The organism is Amycolatopsis thermoflava N1165 (genome assembly GCF_000473265.1).
GTDB classification, from domain to species: domain Bacteria; phylum Actinomycetota; class Actinomycetes; order Mycobacteriales; family Pseudonocardiaceae; genus Amycolatopsis_E; species Amycolatopsis_E thermoflava.
The window spans coordinates 2,611,953-2,631,705 of the sequence record NZ_KI421511.1 but is presented as its reverse complement, the minus strand read 5'-3'; the positions used below and the strand labels follow the sequence as shown (position 1 = coordinate 2,631,705).

General features: G+C 68.5%; 19 protein-coding genes. 11 read left to right on the top strand and 8 right to left on the bottom strand.

Translation table 11 applies throughout. The annotated features are described in order from the left end of the window. The first annotated feature begins 63 nt into the window (after positions 1 to 63). From AMYTH_RS0113005 to AMYTH_RS0112970, 7 genes are all read left to right on the top strand, one after another. Positions 64 to 4,104 (top strand): lytic transglycosylase domain-containing protein, encoded by a 4,041-nt coding sequence (locus AMYTH_RS0113005; RefSeq protein ID WP_157360588.1) that lies wholly within the window; start codon positions 64 to 66, stop codon positions 4,102 to 4,104. Beyond that, a complete protein-coding gene (locus AMYTH_RS0113000) occupies positions 4,101 to 4,970 on the top strand; it encodes a phage distal tail protein (RefSeq protein WP_027930691.1) in 870 nt (289 codons plus the stop codon). Before AMYTH_RS0113005 ends, AMYTH_RS0113000 begins: the two co-directional genes overlap by 4 nt. Next, positions 4,967 to 6,124, top strand: a complete 1,158-nt coding sequence (locus tag AMYTH_RS0112995) for a siphovirus ReqiPepy6 Gp37-like family protein (protein ID WP_027930690.1) — start codon at positions 4,967 to 4,969, stop codon at positions 6,122 to 6,124. The genes AMYTH_RS0113000 and AMYTH_RS0112995 overlap by 4 nt, the downstream gene beginning before the upstream one ends. Before the next feature lie 3 nt (positions 6,125 to 6,127). Further along, positions 6,128 to 7,039, top strand: a complete 912-nt coding sequence (locus AMYTH_RS0112990) for a hypothetical protein (protein ID WP_027930689.1) — start codon at positions 6,128 to 6,130, stop codon at positions 7,037 to 7,039. A 24-nt stretch (positions 7,040 to 7,063) separates the two neighbouring features. Beyond that, positions 7,064 to 7,612: a hypothetical protein gene (locus AMYTH_RS48805; protein WP_157360586.1), complete on the top strand. Its 549-nt coding sequence runs from the start codon at positions 7,064 to 7,066 to the stop codon at positions 7,610 to 7,612. Positions 7,613 to 7,949: 337 nt separating this feature from the next. Then, entirely contained in the window at positions 7,950 to 8,990 is a 1,041-nt protein-coding gene (locus AMYTH_RS47015; protein ID WP_084022576.1) for a glycoside hydrolase family 25 protein, read from the top strand. Beyond that, positions 8,987 to 9,241, top strand: a complete 255-nt coding sequence (locus AMYTH_RS0112970) for a hypothetical protein (protein ID WP_027930687.1) — start codon at positions 8,987 to 8,989, stop codon at positions 9,239 to 9,241. The genes AMYTH_RS47015 and AMYTH_RS0112970 overlap by 4 nt, the downstream gene beginning before the upstream one ends. 97 nt (positions 9,242 to 9,338) lie before the next feature. Here the strand turns inward: AMYTH_RS0112970 and AMYTH_RS0112965 are convergent, their stop codons facing one another. Continuing rightward, positions 9,339 to 9,827, bottom strand: coding sequence for a hypothetical protein (locus AMYTH_RS0112965; protein WP_157360585.1), 489 nt, complete (start codon positions 9,825 to 9,827; stop codon positions 9,339 to 9,341). Positions 9,828 to 10,511: 684 nt separating this feature from the next. Then, positions 10,512 to 10,664, bottom strand: a complete 153-nt coding sequence (locus tag AMYTH_RS48800) for a hypothetical protein (RefSeq protein ID WP_157360584.1) — start codon at positions 10,662 to 10,664, stop codon at positions 10,512 to 10,514. 327 nt (positions 10,665 to 10,991) lie between these two features. On the opposite strand from AMYTH_RS48800, the gene AMYTH_RS0112945 reads away from it, so the two are divergent. Beyond that, positions 10,992 to 11,237: a winged helix-turn-helix domain-containing protein gene (locus tag AMYTH_RS0112945; RefSeq protein WP_037323682.1), complete on the top strand. Its 246-nt coding sequence runs from the start codon at positions 10,992 to 10,994 to the stop codon at positions 11,235 to 11,237. On the opposite strand, the gene AMYTH_RS0112940 is transcribed toward AMYTH_RS0112945, so the two are convergent. Then, positions 11,234 to 11,719 (bottom strand): hypothetical protein, encoded by a 486-nt coding sequence (locus AMYTH_RS0112940; RefSeq protein ID WP_157360583.1) that lies wholly within the window; start codon positions 11,717 to 11,719, stop codon positions 11,234 to 11,236. The two genes, AMYTH_RS0112945 and AMYTH_RS0112940, sit on opposite strands and share 4 nt — an antisense overlap. A 73-nt stretch (positions 11,720 to 11,792) precedes the next feature. Next, positions 11,793 to 12,185, bottom strand: coding sequence for a DUF6221 family protein (locus tag AMYTH_RS0112935; RefSeq protein WP_027930682.1), 393 nt, complete (start codon positions 12,183 to 12,185; stop codon positions 11,793 to 11,795). Between the two features lie 225 nt (positions 12,186 to 12,410). Between AMYTH_RS0112935 and AMYTH_RS0112930 the strand changes: the two genes are divergently transcribed. From AMYTH_RS0112930 to AMYTH_RS0112920, 3 genes are read left to right on the top strand one after another with little or no spacing between them, the layout of a single operon-like run. Further along, positions 12,411 to 14,018: an ATP-binding protein gene (locus AMYTH_RS0112930; protein ID WP_027930681.1), complete on the top strand. Its 1,608-nt coding sequence runs from the start codon at positions 12,411 to 12,413 to the stop codon at positions 14,016 to 14,018. Further along, on the top strand, positions 14,015 to 14,686 hold the full coding sequence (locus tag AMYTH_RS0112925; RefSeq protein ID WP_027930680.1) for a response regulator: 672 nt from the start codon (positions 14,015 to 14,017) through the stop codon (positions 14,684 to 14,686). Before AMYTH_RS0112930 ends, AMYTH_RS0112925 begins: the two co-directional genes overlap by 4 nt. A 20-nt stretch (positions 14,687 to 14,706) precedes the next feature. Next, positions 14,707 to 15,174 carry a YbjQ family protein gene (locus AMYTH_RS0112920; RefSeq protein ID WP_037322518.1) on the top strand — a complete coding sequence of 156 codons (468 nt, stop codon included), beginning with the start codon at positions 14,707 to 14,709 and terminating at the stop codon, positions 15,172 to 15,174. Between the two features lie 21 nt (positions 15,175 to 15,195). On the opposite strand, the gene AMYTH_RS0112915 is transcribed toward AMYTH_RS0112920, so the two are convergent. The 4 genes from AMYTH_RS0112915 to AMYTH_RS0112900 are packed head-to-tail and all read right to left on the bottom strand — an operon-like array spanning position 15,196 to position 19,661. Beyond that, positions 15,196 to 16,572: a beta-N-acetylhexosaminidase gene (locus tag AMYTH_RS0112915; protein ID WP_027930678.1), complete on the bottom strand. Its 1,377-nt coding sequence runs from the start codon at positions 16,570 to 16,572 to the stop codon at positions 15,196 to 15,198. Further along, positions 16,569 to 17,417 (bottom strand): carbohydrate ABC transporter permease, encoded by an 849-nt coding sequence (locus AMYTH_RS0112910; protein WP_027930677.1) that lies wholly within the window; start codon positions 17,415 to 17,417, stop codon positions 16,569 to 16,571. Before AMYTH_RS0112910 ends, AMYTH_RS0112915 begins: the two co-directional genes overlap by 4 nt. Further along, positions 17,414 to 18,373 carry a carbohydrate ABC transporter permease gene (locus tag AMYTH_RS0112905; RefSeq protein ID WP_027930676.1) on the bottom strand — a complete coding sequence of 320 codons (960 nt, stop codon included), beginning with the start codon at positions 18,371 to 18,373 and terminating at the stop codon, positions 17,414 to 17,416. Before AMYTH_RS0112905 ends, AMYTH_RS0112910 begins: the two co-directional genes overlap by 4 nt. Before the next feature lies 1 nt (position 18,374). After that, positions 18,375 to 19,661 carry an extracellular solute-binding protein gene (locus AMYTH_RS0112900; RefSeq protein ID WP_027930675.1) on the bottom strand — a complete coding sequence of 429 codons (1,287 nt, stop codon included), beginning with the start codon at positions 19,659 to 19,661 and terminating at the stop codon, positions 18,375 to 18,377. Positions 19,662 to 19,753: the final 92 nt, after the last annotated feature.

The following is a 19,753-nucleotide window of genomic DNA, read 5'->3' as shown; positions in this document are numbered from 1 at the left end:
GAGTTCGACCTGTACGCCCAGCGCATCGAAAAACTCAATGAGCAGGCCAGCGAGGGGTGAGTGATGGCGGACCTCTCGTTCAACATCGTCGCGTTGGACAAGGCTGGGGCGACTTTCGTCAAACTGGCTGAGCAGGCCGAACGTCTCTCCGACAAGCTCGACAAGATCGACGGGCGGGACGCCACCGCCACGGTGAACGTCCGCACCGACCAGTCCGACAAGGCGCTGGACTCGTTCTCCAACCGGTTCGCCCTCCTCGCCGCCGGCATCACCGCTGCGTCGCCGGCGGTGGGTGCGGCGATCCTCGGTGGCGTCGGTGCGGGCTTCATCGGTGTCGGTGCGCTGGCGCTGAAGTCCAACCAGGACGTACAGCAGGCCTACAGCTCGATGTGGTCGAACGTCGTGTCCACGTCGAAGGCCGCCAGCGCTCAGCTGGTGCCGCAGTTCGTGTCCGCCGCGAACGCCATGAACGCGGAGGTCACGAAACTCGGTCCGGCGATCTCCAGGGCGATGTCGTTCGCTGGCCCGGACATCGTCGCCCTGACTCGCGGTATCAACACCCTCGCCGACAACGCGATGCCGGGGCTCAACGCGGCCATGGCCAACAGCCTGCCGGTGTTTCAGGGCGTCGCGGGCGCGATGGGGATCCTCGGGACGTCCTTCTCGAACAACATGACGTCGATGTCGGCCAACGCCACCAACTACGGCCTGGTGGTGCAGTCGACGGCGTCGATCGTCGACTCCGCCCTGACCGCCGCGGTCGGCATCGTCAACACCCTGGCGACCGCGTGGGGCCGTAACTCGACGTCGATCAACAGCGCGGTGTCGTCGGTGGGTGCGTCGATTTCCGGGCTCGCGCAGGGCACCCTGCCGGTGCTGTCCGCTGCGCTGGGAGCCGCATCCGGGGTGCTGAACGCCATCGCGTCGGTCCTCGCTCCGATCGCGCCACTTCTGGGCGGTGTGGGTGCCGCGGCGCTCGCGACGTGGGCGGCATTCAAACTCGCCGGGGCGGTCCAAGCCGGTGTGCAGGCCCTCGCCATGGGCGTGCTGAACCTTGGTGTGCGGATGGAAACGGCGGGCGCCGCCAGCGCCCGCATGATCACCGGTTTGGGTGGCGTGTCCGGGGCGTCCGCGACCGCCGCCGCCGGTGTCACCGCGGCAGGGAACGCTGCTGCGGGGGCGTCGCTGCGGTTCGCCGCTGCCGCCTCGGCGATGGCCGGCCCACTGTCCATCGCGCTCGTCGCGGGCACCCTGCTCCTCGGACTACTCGGATCGAGTTTCGGGTCCGCTTCCGGTGGCGCGAAGGACCTTTCCACCAGCCTCGACGGGGTCACCTCCGCCCTGCAGTCGAGCCACGGCGCGTTCAGCCAGGCGGTGCGGGACGCGCTCGTCGCCGACCCCGCGTTCAAGGGCCTCGCCGACTCGCTGGCGGGCACTGGGGTATCACAGCAGGAGCTGATCGACGCGATCACGCAGGGCGGGCCCGCGCTTGACGCGTTGAAGGCGAAGCTGGCCGCCGCTGAAGAGGCCGGCTACTCGATGGTCAGCCCCATGAAGTTCCTCACCACGAACTTCAGTGATATGCGCATCGCCGGTGGCGGTGTCATCGAGTCCTTGAACGACCAGGGCAAAGCGGCCCGGGACGGGCAAGTAACACTAGACGAGTTGGCGAAGTCCTACGCCAAGTCCGCCGCCGACGCCAAGACCGCGAGTGCCGCGGCGGCTTCGGCGGCGCACTCCACCGCCCAAACCAGTGCGTACAGCACGCAGGCCGGCGCGGCGGCCCAGTTCCTCGGGTTGAGCCTGTACACGGTATCCCGAGGATTCGAGGGTGTGCTGGCGACGTCGGACCAGGCGAACTGGTCGGTCCAGTCCACCAGTGTCGGGTTCTTGAAGGCCAGTCTGAACGTGGCGAACGCTGCCGCGCAGCTGACGACCAACTTCACCCAGGCGGACAAGGCTGTGGTGTCGGCGCACCAGTCGGTGGATCAGGCGCAGCATTCGCTGGCGCAGTCCACCCGGTCGGTGGCGGACGCGCAGCATTCGGCCGCGCAGGCCGCGCGGTCAGTGGTGGATGCGCAGCAGGGTGTGGCTGACGCTGCCCGGCAGGTGGAGCAGGCCCAGCGCGGGTTGGACGACGCCTACTACGGGGTGACCCAGGCGGAGCAGGCCTACACCCGTGCTCAGCAGAACGCGCGCGACGCGCAGCAAGCGTTGAACGAGGCTCGCGAACAGGCCATCCAGGACCTCAAAGACCTGCGGCTGCAGATGGAGGACCAGGTCCTGTCGGAGGAGCAGGCCGCGGTCAACCTGTTCGAGGCGCAGAAGAAGGCTGAGGGCGCGGGCATCACGTCGATGGATCAGGCGAAGGATATCGCCTCCGCTGACGTGACCGCAGAGAACATCGAGCAGAAGAAGGTCGCGTTCGAGCTGATCGCGGCGCAGAACGCGCTGAACAACTCCCACAACCGCGGTGTGCAGATGCGGGAGAAGCTGAGCGAAGCCGAACGGGAAGGTGTCAACGGCGCGCAGGGTGTGATCAACGCCCAGAGGCAGTTGGACTCGGCGAACCAGCAGGTTGTGGATTCGCAGCGGGCATTGGAAAAGGCGCACCAGCAGGTGCGGGACGCCGCGTATTCGCTGGAGTCGGCGGAGCGCGGGTTGGAGCGTGCCCACCGGCAGGTGGAGGACGCGGCCTACGGCGCGATGCGAGCTCACCAGGCGGTGCGGGACGCCCAATACCAGCAGGCCCAGGCTTCTCAGCAACTCCAGCAGGCGCAGCTAGGGTTGCGGGACGCCCAGGACGCCGCGTCAAGGTCGCTGGACCTCAACACAGAGGCAGGCCGGCGGAACCTCACCTCCCTGCTGGCGGTGTGGGACCAGATCCAGAAGACCGGTATGCCCATCACCGACCAGTACCGGCAACTGATCGACATCTTCGCGTCATCGTTCGGAGTCTCTCGAGACCGGGCCCAGGAGTTCCTCACCCAGCTCGGGTTGATCCCGAAGGACTTCAAGTACTCGATCACCGCGATCACGCAGGTCGACACCAACAACTTCAACCAGTGGTTGTCCGGTGTGTTGAAGACCGGCGGGTACGCGATGGACTCCCGCAACCAGCAGAAAACCGTGGGCGGCACAGGGTATGCCACGGGTGGACAGATCACCGGGTGGAGTCCGACCAAGACGGCCGACAACGTGCCCATCATGGCCACCGCGGGAGAGTGGGTGCACCCGGTGGACGCGGTCGAGTACTACGGCCCGGGATTCATGGAAGCGATCCGCACCAAGCAGTTCCCCAAGGGCGGGGACGGGGCGGCGCTCATGGGCTATGCCAGGGGTGGTGTGGTCCGAGCGGCGCAGGACACCTATGCCGGAGCGAACCTCGGGGCCGGGTACTTCGCCACGAACCAGGCGATGCGAGTCATGGGGTTCCCCACGCTGCAGGACTTGCCCAAGTGGGTGCCGCCACCAGTCGACATGGGCGGATACTCCGGCACCATTCCCGGCTACAAGCCCTCGGCCGGGGTGGCGCAATGGACACCGCAAACCCTGCAGGCCATGAACATGCTCGGCCTACCAGGGGCGTTCCTGCCCGCCATCCAGCGCCGCATGATGCAGGAATCCGGCGGTAACCCGACCATCGTCAACGACTGGGACAGCAACTGGCGCGCCGGCCACCCATCAGTTGGTCTGATGCAGGTCATCCGCGGCACCTACGCCTCCTACAAGGGCCCCGACGTGGGCCCCTACCTGTACGGCGTGTCCGTGGACCCGCTGTCGAACATCTACGCCGGTCTCAACTACGCGGGCCGCGTCTACGGGCCACGTAGGGGCGGGTTCGCCAACGGTGTCCTGTACGCGATGAACAAACCCGGTGGCTACGACGCCGGCGGGTGGCTTCCTGACGGCGGTACCGGCGTGAACTCGACCGGTAAGCCGGAGGCGGTGCTGAACCCGGACGAGTCACAGGCGTTCGTGAAGCTCGTCAAGTCCGGGCAGTTCGGCAAGGCCACCTACATCACGATCAACGTCACCGCGGCGAAGTTCGACCGCGCCGAGTTCGCGCGGGAGATGAAGATGGTGGAGGCGATGAATCTGTGACCGCCGAGATCATCGAGTGGGTTGACGCTGACGGTGGTGTGACCGTGCTGGACGCGGACTGGCCGGCACAAGGCAGGTTCATGCCGCCGATCACGGTGGAACAGATCGGTGTTCCCCGAACCCCGGGCGGGGTCCTGTTGGACGCCCGCCACGGGGTTCGGGAAATGCTGATCTCCTTCTGGATCATCGGCACCGACGAAGCCGACCTGCGTGTGAAACTTCGCGACATCGTGCGGAAACTCAACCCCGCCAAGGGGCCCGGGTATCTGCGTGCCACAGCCCCGGACGGGGTCGTGCGGCAAATCCAGTGCATCAACGTGGACGGCGTCCAGATCCAAGAAGAGCTCGGGGAGAGCTCGGGGTACGCGGCGCAGAAGATCGCAGCCCAGTTCAAGGCGTACAACCCGTACTGGCAGGACGTGTCCGCCATCAGCCCACCCGAGTGGTCCACGGGTGTGACCCCTACGTTCTTTCCGATTTTCCCCATCCGGTTGACCTCGTCGGAGATCGCGGTCGACGGGACGATCGACAACGCCGGGGATGTGGAGGCGTGGCCGGTGTGGACCATCACCGGCCCAGGCTCAGGGATCGTGCTCCGCAACCTCTCCACCGGCGAGTACCTGTCCTTCCCTGACGTGGTGATGGGGGAGGGGCAAACCCTCTACATCGACACCCGGCCTGGGGTGAAGACCGTCACCCTGGATACCAACTCGGTGGGCACGAACATGTTCGGAGCCATGTACGCCGGGTCCAGCCTGTGGCCGCTCGTGCCGGGTAGCAACGCGATCCGCCTGGAAATGGCCGGCATCACCGTGGGCACGTCGAAGCTCGCGGTGTCCTACACCCAGCAGTACCTCACGCCATGACCTGGACCGTGCGAGTCAGGAACTCGATCAACGAAGACGTCGGGGAACTGGACCAGTACTCACTGTTGGAGATGGTCCTCCGCCTCAACGACGTGTCGGCGTGGCAGTTGACGGTTCCCGCGGACAACCCGCTGATCGGGGAACTGGTGAAACCCGGCGCTGGGCTGCGGGTGTTCACCTCCGCCCTCCCCGGGACAGCGGTGTTCACCGGGCCGTGGACGTCGATGGAAGTGCGCAAGACGGCCGAGGAGCGGACCTACACCTTCACCGGCGTGGACGACACGGTGTGGCTGAAGCGCCGGCAAGCGTCCCCCTCACCGACGGAGGGGTTCCCGCCGTACACGGTGTCGGCGAAGGACACCGTGTCGAACCAGCCTTGCTCGACGGTGCTGGGCTACTACGTGAACCGCAACATCGGCCCCGACGCCCACAGTTCGCGGAAACACCCCCTGTGGACCTACAGCGCGAACCCCGGGCTGGGGGCGAACGTGTCCGGTGAGGCGCGGTGGCAACCGCTCCTCACGCTGCTGCAAGAACTCGCGGTCGCGAACGGCAACAACATCGGGTTCAAGGTCATCCAAAACGGTGGGGCCTACCAGCTGTACCCGTTCCAACCCCAGGACCGCACCGCGACCGTGATGTTCTCCGAGAAGCTGGGGAACCTCGCCGACTTCACCTACTCGATCGAGGCACCCGAAGCGAACTACGTCTACGTCGGTGGCGACGGCGAAGGCACCGCGAGGACGTTCAAGGAACGTTCCGACGGTGAGTCCATCGCCCGCTGGGGCCGCATCGAAGGCGAACTCGTCGACCGGCCCGGGACGACCGACACCACCCAGCTCGAACAAGCTGGAGACGAAGCGCTGATCGACCGGCAGGAGAAGGTGTCCCTGTCGCTCACACCGATCGAGTCGAAGTACATGCGATTCGGGGCGGACTTCTACCTCGGGGACAAGGTCACCGTCCAGCTGGAGGGCGACACCGAAGACGGCCGCATCCAAGAAGTCATCCGCGAAGTGAAGATCTCCCTCACCCCCGACGGCCCGTGCCTGGTCACCCCCAGTGTCGGCACACCGGGTCGGCAGGACATCTACCGGGTCTTCAGAGCCATCCAGGATATCAGGGATCGCCTGATCTACAAGGAAAGGCGGTGACAGGTGGCGACAGCGCTCGACCTCTACATGCCCTACGACACCGGTGCCGGCGCGAACGTCACCGAAGACGGATGGCGACGCTTCGCCAAACACTGGCGCGGGGACGGGGTTATCCGCAACTACGGCTCCGAAATGGCCGTGTTTGGCGACTCTTCGGGGATGCAGGTGAAGGTCCCCACGGGGGAGTGCTGGATCCAAGGCGCGTGGGGCCAGATCACATCGACGAAGATTCTGCCGATCGCCGCGGCCCACGCCACCCTCGCACGCCGGGACCTGGTGGTGGCGCGGAACGACTTCATCAACAACCGCATCGAGGTCGACGTTAAGACCGGCACCCCCGCCGCCTCACCCACCTACCCGACGTTGACGCAGAACACGTCGATGTGGGAAATCCAACTCGGCAAGGTCCAAGTTGCGGCCGCGGCGTCGGGGATCGCCGCGGGGAACGTGCAGGCCCTCCAAACCTTCGTGGACGGGTCCTGCTCCTACTCGGTGGACTTGGCGTTCCAGTCCATCCCGGACAACGCCCCCACTCGCGTGGACTGGGACCTCGAACTGTTCCCGTCCAGCGCGGTGGATCGCACCGGCACCAACGGCCTCAACGCTTTCACGTTGCGCCGCGCCGGCCAGTGGCTGTTTGTCGCGTCCGTGGAGTGGAACGTGTCCACCGTCGGGTTGCGGGCCGCGTGGGTGGCCCGCACCGCGGACGGATCCTCCTCCGGGAACCGGTTGGGGTTCTCGAGCATCGCCCCCAACGTGTCCGGGGCGAAGACGATCCAGAACATCACCGCCACCGAACGGTTCACCGCGAACGAGGAGGTCGCGCTGTACGTGCACCAAACGTCCGGCGGTGGCCTGTCCCTGACAAAAGACTTCACCTCGACGCGCATCCAGATCTACTGGCTGGGGCCCTGACGGACTCTGTGGAGAGGGGGCTGGGTGGAGTGGCTGCCGACCGCAGGACCCTACGGGGCACTCGGCGCGATCATCATCTACCTGGTGCGGCTGCTGATCGTTACCGACCGGCGCCACACAACGGAAATCAACGACTCTGCGAGGCGTCATGCCGCGGAGATGACACGCATCAGCGAAGCCCACGCGGCGGAGATGAAGCGCATCAACGAGGCGCACGCCGCGGAGATGAAAAGGATCAACGAGGCGCACGACGAGGAGATCCTCGAGTTGCGCGACGACATCGCCAGGCTGCGGGAGGACATCGCGCAGCTTCAGAACGCGCTCGACACCGAGACACAAACTCGCCGCGCCGCGGAGGAGCTCGCGCACCAACTCCGGACGGGGGTCGGTAATGCCGGAAACCGTGAAGGGTCGCCGCCGCATCGCCATCGTGCTCGCGATCGTCGCGATCCTGATCGCCCTGTTCGCGGTGTGGCGGACGTGGGGGGTGGAGCAGACAGCGACGGACTTGGGGGGACAGGTGGCGACAGCGTGCCGCCTGGACGCGTCCGACGCGCAGAGGAAGGGGCTTAACTGCGCCCAAGCGGAGGCGGTGTCGGACCCCTCGCCAGTCACCCTGACCCAGCCACCTGTCACCAACACCCTGCTGGTGCCGGGGCCAGTGACGGTGGTGACGGAAACCAACCAGGTGCCTTTGCCTCTGCCGACTGTGGTGCCGTTGCCTGGTCTCACGGTCGTCTCGGTCACCCCGGGGCCGACAGTGACCAAAACGGACACCTCCACCACGACGGTGGTTCCGCCGCCGCAGACCGTGACCGAAACCCAAACGCAGACCGAGACAGTGACCGCGACCACCACGGTGAGTTGCCCATCGTTGGGCCCCTGCGGGCCTGAAGGACAGGGATGATCGATGAGCCTCGGCGTTGACCTCCATTGCTACTACCAGCGAGCCATCAACTGGGGCGCGCTCGCTGCCGCGAATCTCGGTGGGAGCCGGGTGGAGTACGGCTGGGTGAAGGTGTCCGACGGTGGATCGGCCTACACGAAGAAGGTCGACGGGGTCACCTACTACCCGTCCACCATGGTCAACGGGTTGAAGGGGATCGGCCGCAAGGTCGGGGCCTACCACTACGCGCAGTTCTCCCCAAGCCCGGAGGCGCAGGCTGACGTGCTGGTGCGGGAAGCGCGCCGGCTGGACGCGATGGATCTCGTCCCGATGCTGGACCTAGAGGACCCGTTCGAGGCCAACGCCGCGGCGAAGGACTTCGCGATCCGGTTCTGCAAGCGCGTCGCCGCGCAGGGAGTGAAACCAGGCGTGTACATGTCCGCCTCGTTCGCGAAGACCCTTCGCCCGGACCAGTGGGGCATCCCCGGTCTGGTCATCTGGATCGCCCGATACGGGGCGAAGCCAGAAGCCGCCGGCTCAGCGCAGTACACCGGCCGCTACGACATCCACCAGTACAGCTCCACCCAAGACATCGGCGGCTTGGCCGATGTGGACGTGAACTGGGCCTACACCAACAACCACCTGATGGCAGGGAACCAGGAGGACGACATGTTCGACGACACTGACCGGCAGATCCTTCGCACCATCTGCAACCAGCTCACCGGCAACCCCGCCGGCGACCCGTGGAACGTGCCGGGCTGGCCGTCCCTGGTCACCCCGGGCGCGAAGCTGTCCGTGACCGACTACGTCCGCTGGCTCGACCTGCACGCGGTAAAGACGGGGGAGAAGGTCAACGCGATCGCGGACCTCGTGGCGAAGCAGAACGGGGTCACCGCGGAGGAGATCGCCGCAGCGCTCCGCACCGGTCTCGTCGCCGACCTGCTGCCCGTCCTGCAGCAGGTGTTGGCGGACGCTCTCGACGACGACAACGGCGAACAGGCCGCCGCCATCTCCGACGCCGTGCTCACCAAGCTCGGCGAGAAGCTCGCTGGAGGGAACGCATGACCACCTATCTGAAGGACCTGCTGGAGCGGGCCGCCGCCACGTTCGGGGCGGGGTTCTTTGCCGCGCTCTTCGCGGACTGGACTGGGGCGATCCCTTCCGACTGGAAGGCGTGGCTCCTGACTGGTGTCGTGGCCGGCGTGCTCGACACCGTCAAGGGACTCGTGTCGAAGAAGGTCGGCGACCCCGGCACCGCGTCGGCGTTGCCGCGGCTCACGGTCGGCGAGGTCGAGCCAGGCCGGCACCTCAACTGAGCTGGTCGCCCGCTACCCCTGTCAGGCGGGCGACCGTCAGCCCCCCAGCACTCCCCGAGGACTCCCCTCTCGGGATGAAGTGCTGAGGGGCCCTTTCTCATGCCTTGGCCGGTTTCACCGTCTCGCGTTTGACCATCACCGGGCCCTGCACGCTGCCGTCGTCCACCCACGCGGCGTCGACAGGTGGCTTCGCGCCAGGGTGGTCGTCGCGTGGAACGAACTTGCCGGTCACTAGGCCTGTGTGGAGGTCGGAGCCCTCGGGGTCGTCGTAGTAGGGCTCCGCGACGACGAGGTCCCCGCGCTTGAGCTGCTTGCCGAGCCATTTCCGGACGGTCATACGGTCGATCGCGGCCAGCCGTGCGATCTCGGTCTCAGGCATGCCGTTGTCGGCTGCGGCGTAGACGGCGTAGCGGAGGAGCGGCTTGATTCCCTGGTTCACAATGCCGAGGCCCTGGAGGGTCTCGGAGATGCGTGCTGCGGTGAATGGTGCACGTTCACGGAACGTCTTCGCGATCTCGGTGAAGGAGGCTGCGAGTGCGCCCATGCTGCGGTTGAGTTCACTGAGGACGATTGACTGGTCCGTCATGTAGAGAACTCTACAGGTCGCCTGTAGAGAAGTCTACAGAAGCTCACCTGGCTGGGCACATGCCGGAGCCCCCGTCCGGGACATGGTGAACGGGGGCTCCTTGACGCGCTCACCAGACAAACGGGAGTCGCCGGTGCGCGCGAGCTACTTCCAGATACCTTCCCGCCACGCGATCCACCCCACCATGGGACCGAAGATCGCGCAGTAGATCCCGCAACCCAGGGCGACTTGGCCGAGCCGGCTGGACAGGTCCGGGTCGAAAATCAGGGCTGGCACGCACAACAAGGCGGCGGCCAGGATCGCGGCTAGCAGTGGCATGGGGACCCGCAGATCCGACAGAAGTGGTCAGAACCGCCCTTCGAGGGCAGGCAGGCGTGGTCGTAGCCCAGCCATTTCATGATCCGTTTTAGCATGGTCGGCATCCTCCCTCATCCACCCCAGGATCGCCCGGGGTGGTCGGATCTCATTCTCTGCGCGATCGCGTCCCGCAGCTTCGTGGACAACTCCACCGCGTGGTCCTTCCCTCGCCACCCCGCGGTGGGGAGAGCGGCGGTCATCCCGAACTCGCCAACACGGATGCCCACTTCCACCTGGTCGTGGCGTTCGATCAGCCCTACCACGACTTCGGTGCGGTTTCCGTACACGTCCACGGCGCGGACAGGCCAGGACACGAGCCAGCCGAAGTCACTTTCCCCGCTCGTCGGCGTCAGCATCGTCCTGCCTCTCACGTTCGAACACCTCACCGGTGGTCATGTCGGTCACGCAACTGTCGGTCTCGTACACGTTCTTGAGGTACCGCTCTTCGACAGTCGTGGGGTATTGGGGGTCTGTGATCATCACACGCCTCCCGGCCCATCAAAGGTGTTACTCACCAGGTACACGCATATGGAGCAGCGCGGCACAGAGCCTCGCCGGTCACGCCGGGAAGGAGTGCCCACCAAATTGCAGGCGGTGGCCGTGGTGGGCCCATTCCGGACGCGGCGGAACGGGAACTCGATGAGCGCGTGCTCCTGCTCGCCGAGAGCGACCCATGTCGGCCGCCCCCTGTCATCCGTGACATAGCGAGACACGCGCGGCAGTATATGGACCGCCATGGACCGCTGTACACCGCCATGGCGGTATCGACTCCGATAAGGCGGTCTATCACCCGATATGTTGATCTTCATGTGGGAAGACAGGTCGGGCCGGATCAACCACGAAGCATCCGGCTACATCTGGGCGCAAGTAGCCGATGACCTGCGCAAAGAAGTCCGCGACGGCACCCTACCGTCCGGGCTGCAGCTCCCCGCAGCTCACGAACTCGCCGACATCTACGGCGTAGCCCGCGGCACCATCCTCCGCGCCATCCGCGAACTCACCGAAGAAGGCATCCTCGTCATCACCCCACACCGAGGCACCTTCGTCGCCTAGCCCTGCGGTGACAACGTCAACTGCACACCCTGCACCTGACGAGCCTGGACCTCGTCCACAACCTGCGTACCCCGATGCGAGATCGTCACCGTGTACTGGCCTCGCCCCGTCGGCAGACCAGGGACGGTGAACGGCATCGTGCACGCCGCCACCGAGCTGCCCGAGTACACCTTCTGCCCCTCGGCGAGGGACCCGATCCCCAACGTGTTGCCCTTGGCGTCGGTGACCGTGACGGCCGCGCCGGCGACGATGTCGCTGAACCCACCCGTGCCGTGGCAAGTCCACCCCGTGTCTTGCACGGTCACGGGGTAGCCGTTCACCAGCTGGATCGACCCCTGCATCGCGAACAGCTGCACGGTGGGTGTGGGTTCGCTGGGGGTGGCAGCGGCGAACACCCCGATCGTGATCCCCGCGCCGGCGATGACGCAGCCGAGCACGACGGGCCAGGGGCTTCGTTTCTTGGTGGCAGGTTCGCTGGTCATGGGTTCCTCCAGGCTGGTTCGGCTTGTGGTCGCTCCAGGTCAGACGTTCGTTACGGGTGGACGGTTGGGGTAGTCACTCGCTCGGAGCAGCGGAGATGCCGTAGCCCTCGGCGAGGTACTGGAGCGTTGGACATGGCCATGAGACTGGATAGTCGGTACCGCCACATTCACCGCAGTACTTCCGAGACCCCTGTGGCTCGTGCAGCTCCAAAAGCTTCCGGTCTGCTGCGCAGCGGCGGAGGACGGATGCCGGGTCGTGGTGGGCGACGTGGTAGCCGACCTTGTCGAACTCGGCGCTGGCACGCCCGGCGGGGTCGTCCACCGCCTCCAACGTGCCGCCGATGCCGATCCAATGAAGTCCTGTCCGACTGTCACCGTAATCCTCTCGCGCCTTCTCGGCTGCGGCGTTGGCGATGTGTTCGGTCTCGTCGATCGCTGCGATCAGCCTGTCTCTGATGTCGCTCATGGTGGGAGTCTCCTTGGTGGGCGTCGGGTACAAAATGGGTACAGATGAGTCTGACTAGCGGTGACTAACGTCGACCGTCGATGACTAGAGTTTTGCCTGGTCAAGCGGGGTGTGTCCGGCGTCTGTGCAGGTCAGCGTTTCGCGAGGAAGGCTTGTGTTCATAGAGTTCGCGGCGCGACCGGCGTCCCCCGGCGGGCGGCCCGGCCGGTGTGCTGGGATGGCGGGGTGCGGATCACGAGCAGGCGCTGGAGCCTCGCCCGGCAGCTGCTCCTGCTGCAGGTGGCGGGAGTGGCCGTGCTGGTCGCGGTGGGGGCGCTGCTGGCCTACTTCGACGCCGCCCGCGCGGTGGACGCCCGCGCGCAGGACAAGGTGGTCGCCATCGCGAGCACCCTCGCCGACTCGCCGACGGTGCTCTCCGCCTTGAGACTGCCCGCACCGAGCACCGAACTGCAACCCTTCGCCGAGCAGGTGCGGCGCGACACCGGGGTCGACTTCATCACGATCATGGATCCCGGCGGCATCCGCTACACCCATCCGAACCCGGAGCTGATCGGGCAGCGGTTCCTCGGCACGATCGACGTCGCCCGGCAGGGCCGCGTCTACACCGAGACCTACACCGGCACGCTCGGCCCGTCGATGCGCGCGGTCGTGCCGGTGTTCGACCCGGAGCGGCGCGTGGTCGCGCTGGTGTCGGCGGGCATCAAGGTCGACGCCATCTCGGCCGCGCTGGCGCAGCGGATCTGGACGCTCGCCGCGGTGGCCGGCGCCGCCCTGGTGGTGGGTGTCGCGGGCAGCTACCTGGTCAGCAGCAGGCTGCGGCGGCAGACCCGCGGTCTCGCCCCGGCCGAGCTGAGCAGCATCTTCGCCTACTACGAGGCGACCCTGCACGCGGTGCGCGAGGGGCTCGTGCTGGTCGGCGCGGACGAGCGGGTGGTGCTGTGCAACGACGCCGCCCGCGACCTGCTCGGGCTCGGCGCCGACCCGACCGGCAGGCCGGTCACCGAGCTGGGGCTGCCGCCGAGCCTGGTCGGGGCGCTGCGCGGCCAGGAGCCCCGGCGCGACGAGATCCACCTGACCGACGTGCGGGTCCTGGTGGTGAGCACCGCACCGGTGCGGTCCCGCGCCCGCGCGAAGGACCACGGCACCGTCGTCACCCTGCGCGACCACACCGACCTGCAGCTGCTCACCGGCGAGCTGACCACCGCGCGCGGGCTCGCCGAGTCACTGCGGTCGCAGGCGCACGAGGCGGCCAACCGCCTGCACACGGTGGTGTCCCTGGTGGAGATGGGCCGCACGCAGGAGGCGATCGAGTTCGCCACGGCGGAGCTGGAGATCGCGCAGCGGCTCACCGACCAGGTGGTCGGCGCGGTGTCCGAACCGGTGCTGGCCGCGTTGCTGCTCGGCAAGACCGCCGAGGCCAGCGAGCGCGGCGCCGAACTGGTGCTGACCGAGGACACCGCCATCGAGGACACCGACACCGGCATCGAGCCGCGCGACCTGATCACCGTGCTGGGCAACCTGATCGACAACGCGATCGACGCGGCCATCGAGGCCGCGGGGGAGCGGCCGGAGCGGCCGCGGGTCACGGTGACCGCGAAGATCGAGGGGGAGGAGCTGCTGTTGCGGGTCGCCGACAACGGCCGGGGCGTGCCGGACGAGGCGCGGCGGCGCGTGTTCGAGCGCGGCTGGACGACCAAACCGGACGGTCACGGGCTGGGCCTGGCGCTGGTCGGGCAGGTGGTTCGGCGCAACGGCGGACGGGTGGACGTGGCCTCCCGCGAGGGCGCGGTGTTCACCGTGCGGCTGCCGGTGCGGCAGGAGGTGCCGCGGTGATCCGGGTGCTCGTGGTCGAGGACGACCCGGTGGCCGCCGAGGCGCACCGCACCTACGTGGAGCGGGTCGCCGGGTTCACCGTCGCCGCGGTCGTCCACTCCGGCGCGGAGGCGCTGCGGTTCTTCGAGCGCGACACCGCCGACCTGGTGCTGCTCGACTTCTACCTGCCCGACACGCACGGCCTCGCGGTGTGCCGGGCGTTGCGGGCCGCGGGCAACCTGGTGGACGTCATCGCGGTGACCTCGGCGCGGGACCTGGCGGTGGTGAAGGCCGCGGTGTCGGTGGGGATCGTGCAGTACCTCATCAAGCCGTTCACCTTCGCGTCGCTGCGGGACAAGCTGGACCGGTACGCGAAGTTCCGGGAAAGTTTCGGTGAAACCGGCGAGGTCGGACAGTCCGAGGTGGACCGGGCGTTCGCGGCGCTGCGCTCACCGGTGGCGACGGCCCTGCCCAAGGGGATGAGCGGGCAGACCCTGGACGCGGTGGTCTCGGCGCTGCGGGACGAACCGGACGGGCTGTCCGCGGGCGCGGCCGCCAGCGCGACCGGGGTGTCCAGGGTGACCGCGCGGCGGTACCTGGAATACCTGGCGGACAACGGACTCGCGCGACGAGAGCCGCGATACGGACAGGTCGGACGGCCGGAGGTTTGGTACCGGGCTGTCAAGTGAAGGACGCTACGATCCGCGGCATGAGCCAGCCTTACCAGCAGCAGCCCCGGTTCCCGATCCTGCTGTCCACTATGAATGATTTGCCCGGCTACCGGGTCGTGCGCGTGTACGGCGAGGTGTTCGGGCTGACGGTGCGCAGCCGGAACATGTTCTCCAACCTCGGCGCCGGCTTCAAGGCGATGGCGGGCGGCGAGCTGAAGGGCCTGTCGAAGCTGCTGTCTGATTCGCGGTACGAGGCGCTGGGGCGGCTCTGCCAGGAGGCGATGGCCTTCGGGGCGAACGCGGTGCTGAGCATGCGCTTCGACTGCAACGAGATCGCCCAGACCGCGAGCGAGATCGCCGCCTACGGCACGGCGGTGTACGTGGTGCCCGACGGCACGGACCCGAACGCGCAGCAGGCCGCTCAGCAGCAGTACCAGCAGCAGCCGCAGGCGCAGGGTCAGCAGGCGCAGGGCCAGTTCCAGCAGGGTTTCACGCCGCAGCAGTGACCCCGGGCGCCGGCCCGGCCGTCACCGCGGCCGGCCCGGCACGCCCGGCCGCCGCTGCCACGGGCGCGGCCCGTCGAGGGGCCGGTACTCCACGCCGAGGGCGTCCAGCCGCGGCAGGTGGTGTTCGGCCAGTCGCGTGTGGAACTCCGCGTGGTCGCGGTCGGGCGGGCTCCACACGACCTCGGCGAAGGCGCACAGCCGCGGGAACGTCGCGTAGTCGACGCGCCGCACCGAGTCCAGGTGCTCGGTCCACACCTGCGCCTGCGCCCCGAGCACCCCGGGCGGCGGCTCCCAGCGGTGGACGTCGGCCAGGGTCCGCACGAACCCGACGGGGACGGGCTCGTCGTCGCCGTCGGCCTGCCGGTGGTCGAGGTACACCGCCTGCTCCGGGCACGCGACGACCTGACAGCCCGCCTCGATCGCCCGCGCCACCTGGGTTTCGTCGCGCCACGCGCCGATCACGGTGCCGGCGGGCAGGGCGGTCCCGGTGTCCAGCACCTCGTCCCAGGCGTGCGCCCGCCGCCCGCGCGCGTGCAGGTGCTCGATCATCCGCGCGGTGAACTTGCCGTGCTCGGGTGTGGCGCCCGGCGCCTCGTCGCCGCCGACGCCGATCACCTCGGACGGGAAGATGTCCAGCACCTCGTCGAACACCGTGCGGAAGAACTCCACTGTGGACTCCGACGGGTCCAGCAGGTCGGTGCTGACGCCCCACGATGTCCACACGTCGAGCTCGCGCCCGCCGCCCAGCTCCGGGTACGCGGCGATCGCCGCGCGGGAGTGGCCGGGCACGTCGATCTCGGGCACCACCGTGATCGCCCGCGCCGCCGCGTACGCGACGATCTCCCGCAGGTCGTCGCCGGTGTAGAACCCGCCGTGCGGCCGCCCGTCGCGCTCCGGGCCGTCGTGGCGGCCGACCATCGACTCCCGCCGCCACGACCCCACCTCGGTCAGCCGCGGGAACGCCGGGATCTCCACGCGCCAGCCCTGGTCGTCGGTGAGGTGCAGGTGCAGCACGTTCAGCTTGTGCGCGGCGAGCAGGTCGGCGAACCGCAGCACCTCGGCCTTGGTGCGGAAGTGCCGCGCCACGTCGAGCAGGCAGCCGCGCCAGGCGAACCGCGGGTGGTCCAGCACCGTCCCGCACGCCAGCTCGGCCGTCCCGCGCAGCGGCACGGCGCGGAACGCGTCCGGCCCGATCAGCTGCCGGAGCGTCTGCCGCGCGTAGAACTCGCCCGCCGCGTCCGGCGCCTCGATCAGCACCCCGTCCGGCTGGATCGTGAGCCGGTAGCCCTCCGCGGGCAGGTCCGCCGCCCGCACCTCGACCGGCGCCGGCCACTGGCACGTTCCGGGCGCGGGGGTGACCGACACCGGCCGGGGGAGCAGCGCGGTCAGCGGGATCACCCCTTCACCGCCCCGGCCATACCGCTGACCAGCCTGCGCTGCACGAGCACGAAGAACACCAGCACCGGCACGGTCATCAGCGTCGAGGACGCCATGATCGCGCCCCAGTCGTTCTCCTCCGGTTTGAAGAACACCAGGATCGCCTGCGGCAGCGTCTGGTTCTCCGAGCGGGAGATGATGAACGTCTTGGCGAACAGGAAGTCGTTCCACGCGTGGATGAACGACAGCACGCTCGTCGCCACGAGGCCGGGCGCCACGAGGGGGAACAGGATCTGCCACACGAACCGGAGCCGGCTCGCCCCGTCCACCTTCGCCGCCTCTTCGAGTTCGGCGGGCACCGCGGCGACGAAGCCACGCAGCATCCAGATCGCGAACGGCAGGCTGAACGCCAGGTGCACCAGCACCAGCGAGCCCAGCTCGTTGAGCCCGAACGCAGGCGCCACCTGCCCGACCGAGCGCATCAGGAAGAACAGCGGGATCGTCAGCGCCTCCACCGGCACCATCTGCGCGACCAGGAGCATCACGAGCAGCACCGTGCGGCCGCGGAATCTGAACCGGGTCAGCGCCACCGCGGCCAGGAAGGCGAACAGCAGCGACAGCAGCACCACGACGAGCGCGACCACCAGGCTGTTGAGGAAGTACCGGCCGAACCCGGACACCGTCAGCACCCGCTGGAAGGAGTCCAGCGACGGCGCGAACGTCCACGGCGCGGCCGACTGCACCTCGCCCGGTGGTTTCAGCGCGGTCAGCACCATCCAGTACAGCGGGAACGCGACCACGGCGGCGGCGAGCACGGTGACGATCTCGGCGAACGTGCGGCCCGGCTTCCGCACCAGCGTCGTCATGCCAGCCCCGCACGCTGGGACCGGACGTACAGCCCGGTGACGGACAGCAGCAGCACGGTCATCACCACCCCGATCGCCGCGCCGAGGCCGTAGCGCGAACCGGCGAAGGCCTGCTGGTAGGCGTAGACGTTGAGCACCAGGTTCCGTCCCGCGACGCCACCGCCGCTGGTCATCACGTAGATCTGCGTGAACACCTTGAAGTCCCAGATGATCGACTGCACAGTCGCGATCAGCAGCATCGGCCGCACCATCGGCAGCAGCACCGAGGTCGTCGTCCGCCACGCGCCCGCACCGTCCAAAGTGGCCGCCTCGACGACCTCGGCGGGCACCGCGCGGATCCCGGCGTACATGGTCACCAGGACGAACGGGAACGAGCACCAGATCACCTCCAGCGCCACCAGGCCGAACGCGCTGGTGGTGCCGAAGGTCCAGGAGTGCCCGGCCATGCCGCCGAACCCGAGCGACGCCAGCGCCTCGTTGACCAGGCCGAAATCGGCGTCGAAGAGGAACAGCCAGATGTAGGACCCGGCCACCGCGGGGGTGGCCCACGCGCCGAGCGCGGCCAGGAACAGCAGTGTGCGGGGCACCGCGCGGACCTTGCTCGCCAGCACCGCGAGCCCGGTGCCCGCCACCAGGCTGCCCACCACGCACACCGCCGCGAACACGACGGTCTTGGCGAGCACGGTCCAGAACGTGGCGCTGCCGAGCAGTTCCGCGTAGTTGGCCAGCCCGAGGAACCGCAGCGGCGCGTTTCCCGCCGCCTCGGCCTGGCCGTAGTCGTAGAACGAGATGACGACGAGCTGGTAGATCGGGTAGGCCAGCACCACCAGCAGCAGGATCGCGGCGGGGGCGAGGTAGCGGCCGGCGGCGGGGCCGTCCCCGCGCCTGCGGCGGCGCGGGGACGGTGCGGGTGGCGCGGCCGGCGCCTCGGGCGCCAGCAGGTTCGGTGTCGCCACGTCAGCCGCCGAAGGCCTGGTTCATCGCCTCGTTCGCGGCCGCGAGCGCGGCGTCCGGGCTCTTCTCCCCGGTCGCGATCTGCTGCACCGCGGTCGGCAGCACGCCCTGCGCGTCGATGCGCGACCAGGCCGGGCTGGACGGCACGAACTTCGTGCCCGCCTTGAGCGTCGCCACGAACGGCTCCAGGAACGGGTCGCTCGCCGCCACCTGGTTCTGCACCGCGGTCAGCGTCGGCAGGTTGCCCATCGCCTCGTACATCCGCGCCTGGTACTTCGCCCCGGCGAGCAGTTCGGCGAACTCGGTGGCCAGGCTGCGGTGGGTGGTCGCGCGGAACACGCCGAGCAGGTTGCCGCCGGCGAACGCGGGCGCGACCGACCCGGGCTGGGTGCCGGGCAGCGGCACGACCGCGTACTTGCCCCGCACCGCGCCGGCTTCCACGGCCTTGCGGTTGAAGTCGCCGCCGATCGTCATCGCGGCCTTGCCCCCGGCGAACGCCTGCACGCTCTGGGTGCCGGTGGAGTTCGCGCACTGCTCCGGCGGGCAGATGCCGGGGCTGATCAGGCTCGCGTAGGCGCTGACCCCGGCCGCGGTGGCGGGCGAGGTGAGGTCGCCGCGCCAGGCGCCGCCGGTGTTCCGGGCGACCTCGCCGCCGTGTGCCCACACGAACGGCAGCAGCGCGTAGGCGTACTTGCCGCCGACCGAGATGCCGTACAGCTCGGGCCGCGCGGCGCGGATCGCGCGGGCGGTCTCGGTGAGCTCGGCCAGCGTCGCCGGCGGGCGCAGGCCCAGCTCGGCGAACACGTCGGTGCGGTAGTAGAGCGCCCGGATGCCGGTGTACCAGGGGATGCCGTAGGTCTTGCCGTCCGCCTTCGCGGTGTCCAGGACGCTCGCCTGCAGCCCGGCGCCCTCCGGCCAGGCGCGGATGTCCTCGGTGAGGTCGGCCAGCGCGCCCGTCTGCGCGTAGCTAGCGACGTCGGTGTTGCCGAACTCGGCGACGTCCGGGGCGCTCGCGGGATCGTTGAAGGCGCCGGAGAACCGGTCCGCGCGGCCTTCCACCGGGATCCACTGGACGTCCACCTTGACGCCGGCGTGCGCGGCTTCGAACTCCGCGACCGCGTCCTTCACGACCGCTTCCTTGGGTGCGCGGTTGGCCTCGTCGAACAGCCAGACCCGCAGGGTTCCGGTCTTCTCGTCACCACCGGGCCCGGCCGGCCCGGTCTGGGCCGGCGCGCAGGCCGCGGCGGTGGCCACGACCGCGAGCGCGGCGAGGGTACGACGGATTCTCAACGCAGCCTCCGTTGCGTGTCACGCAATGTGCGTTTCGCTATTGGCAACAGAGCCTAAAGCGGACGTTCACCTCGCCACAAGGGTCTAGACCA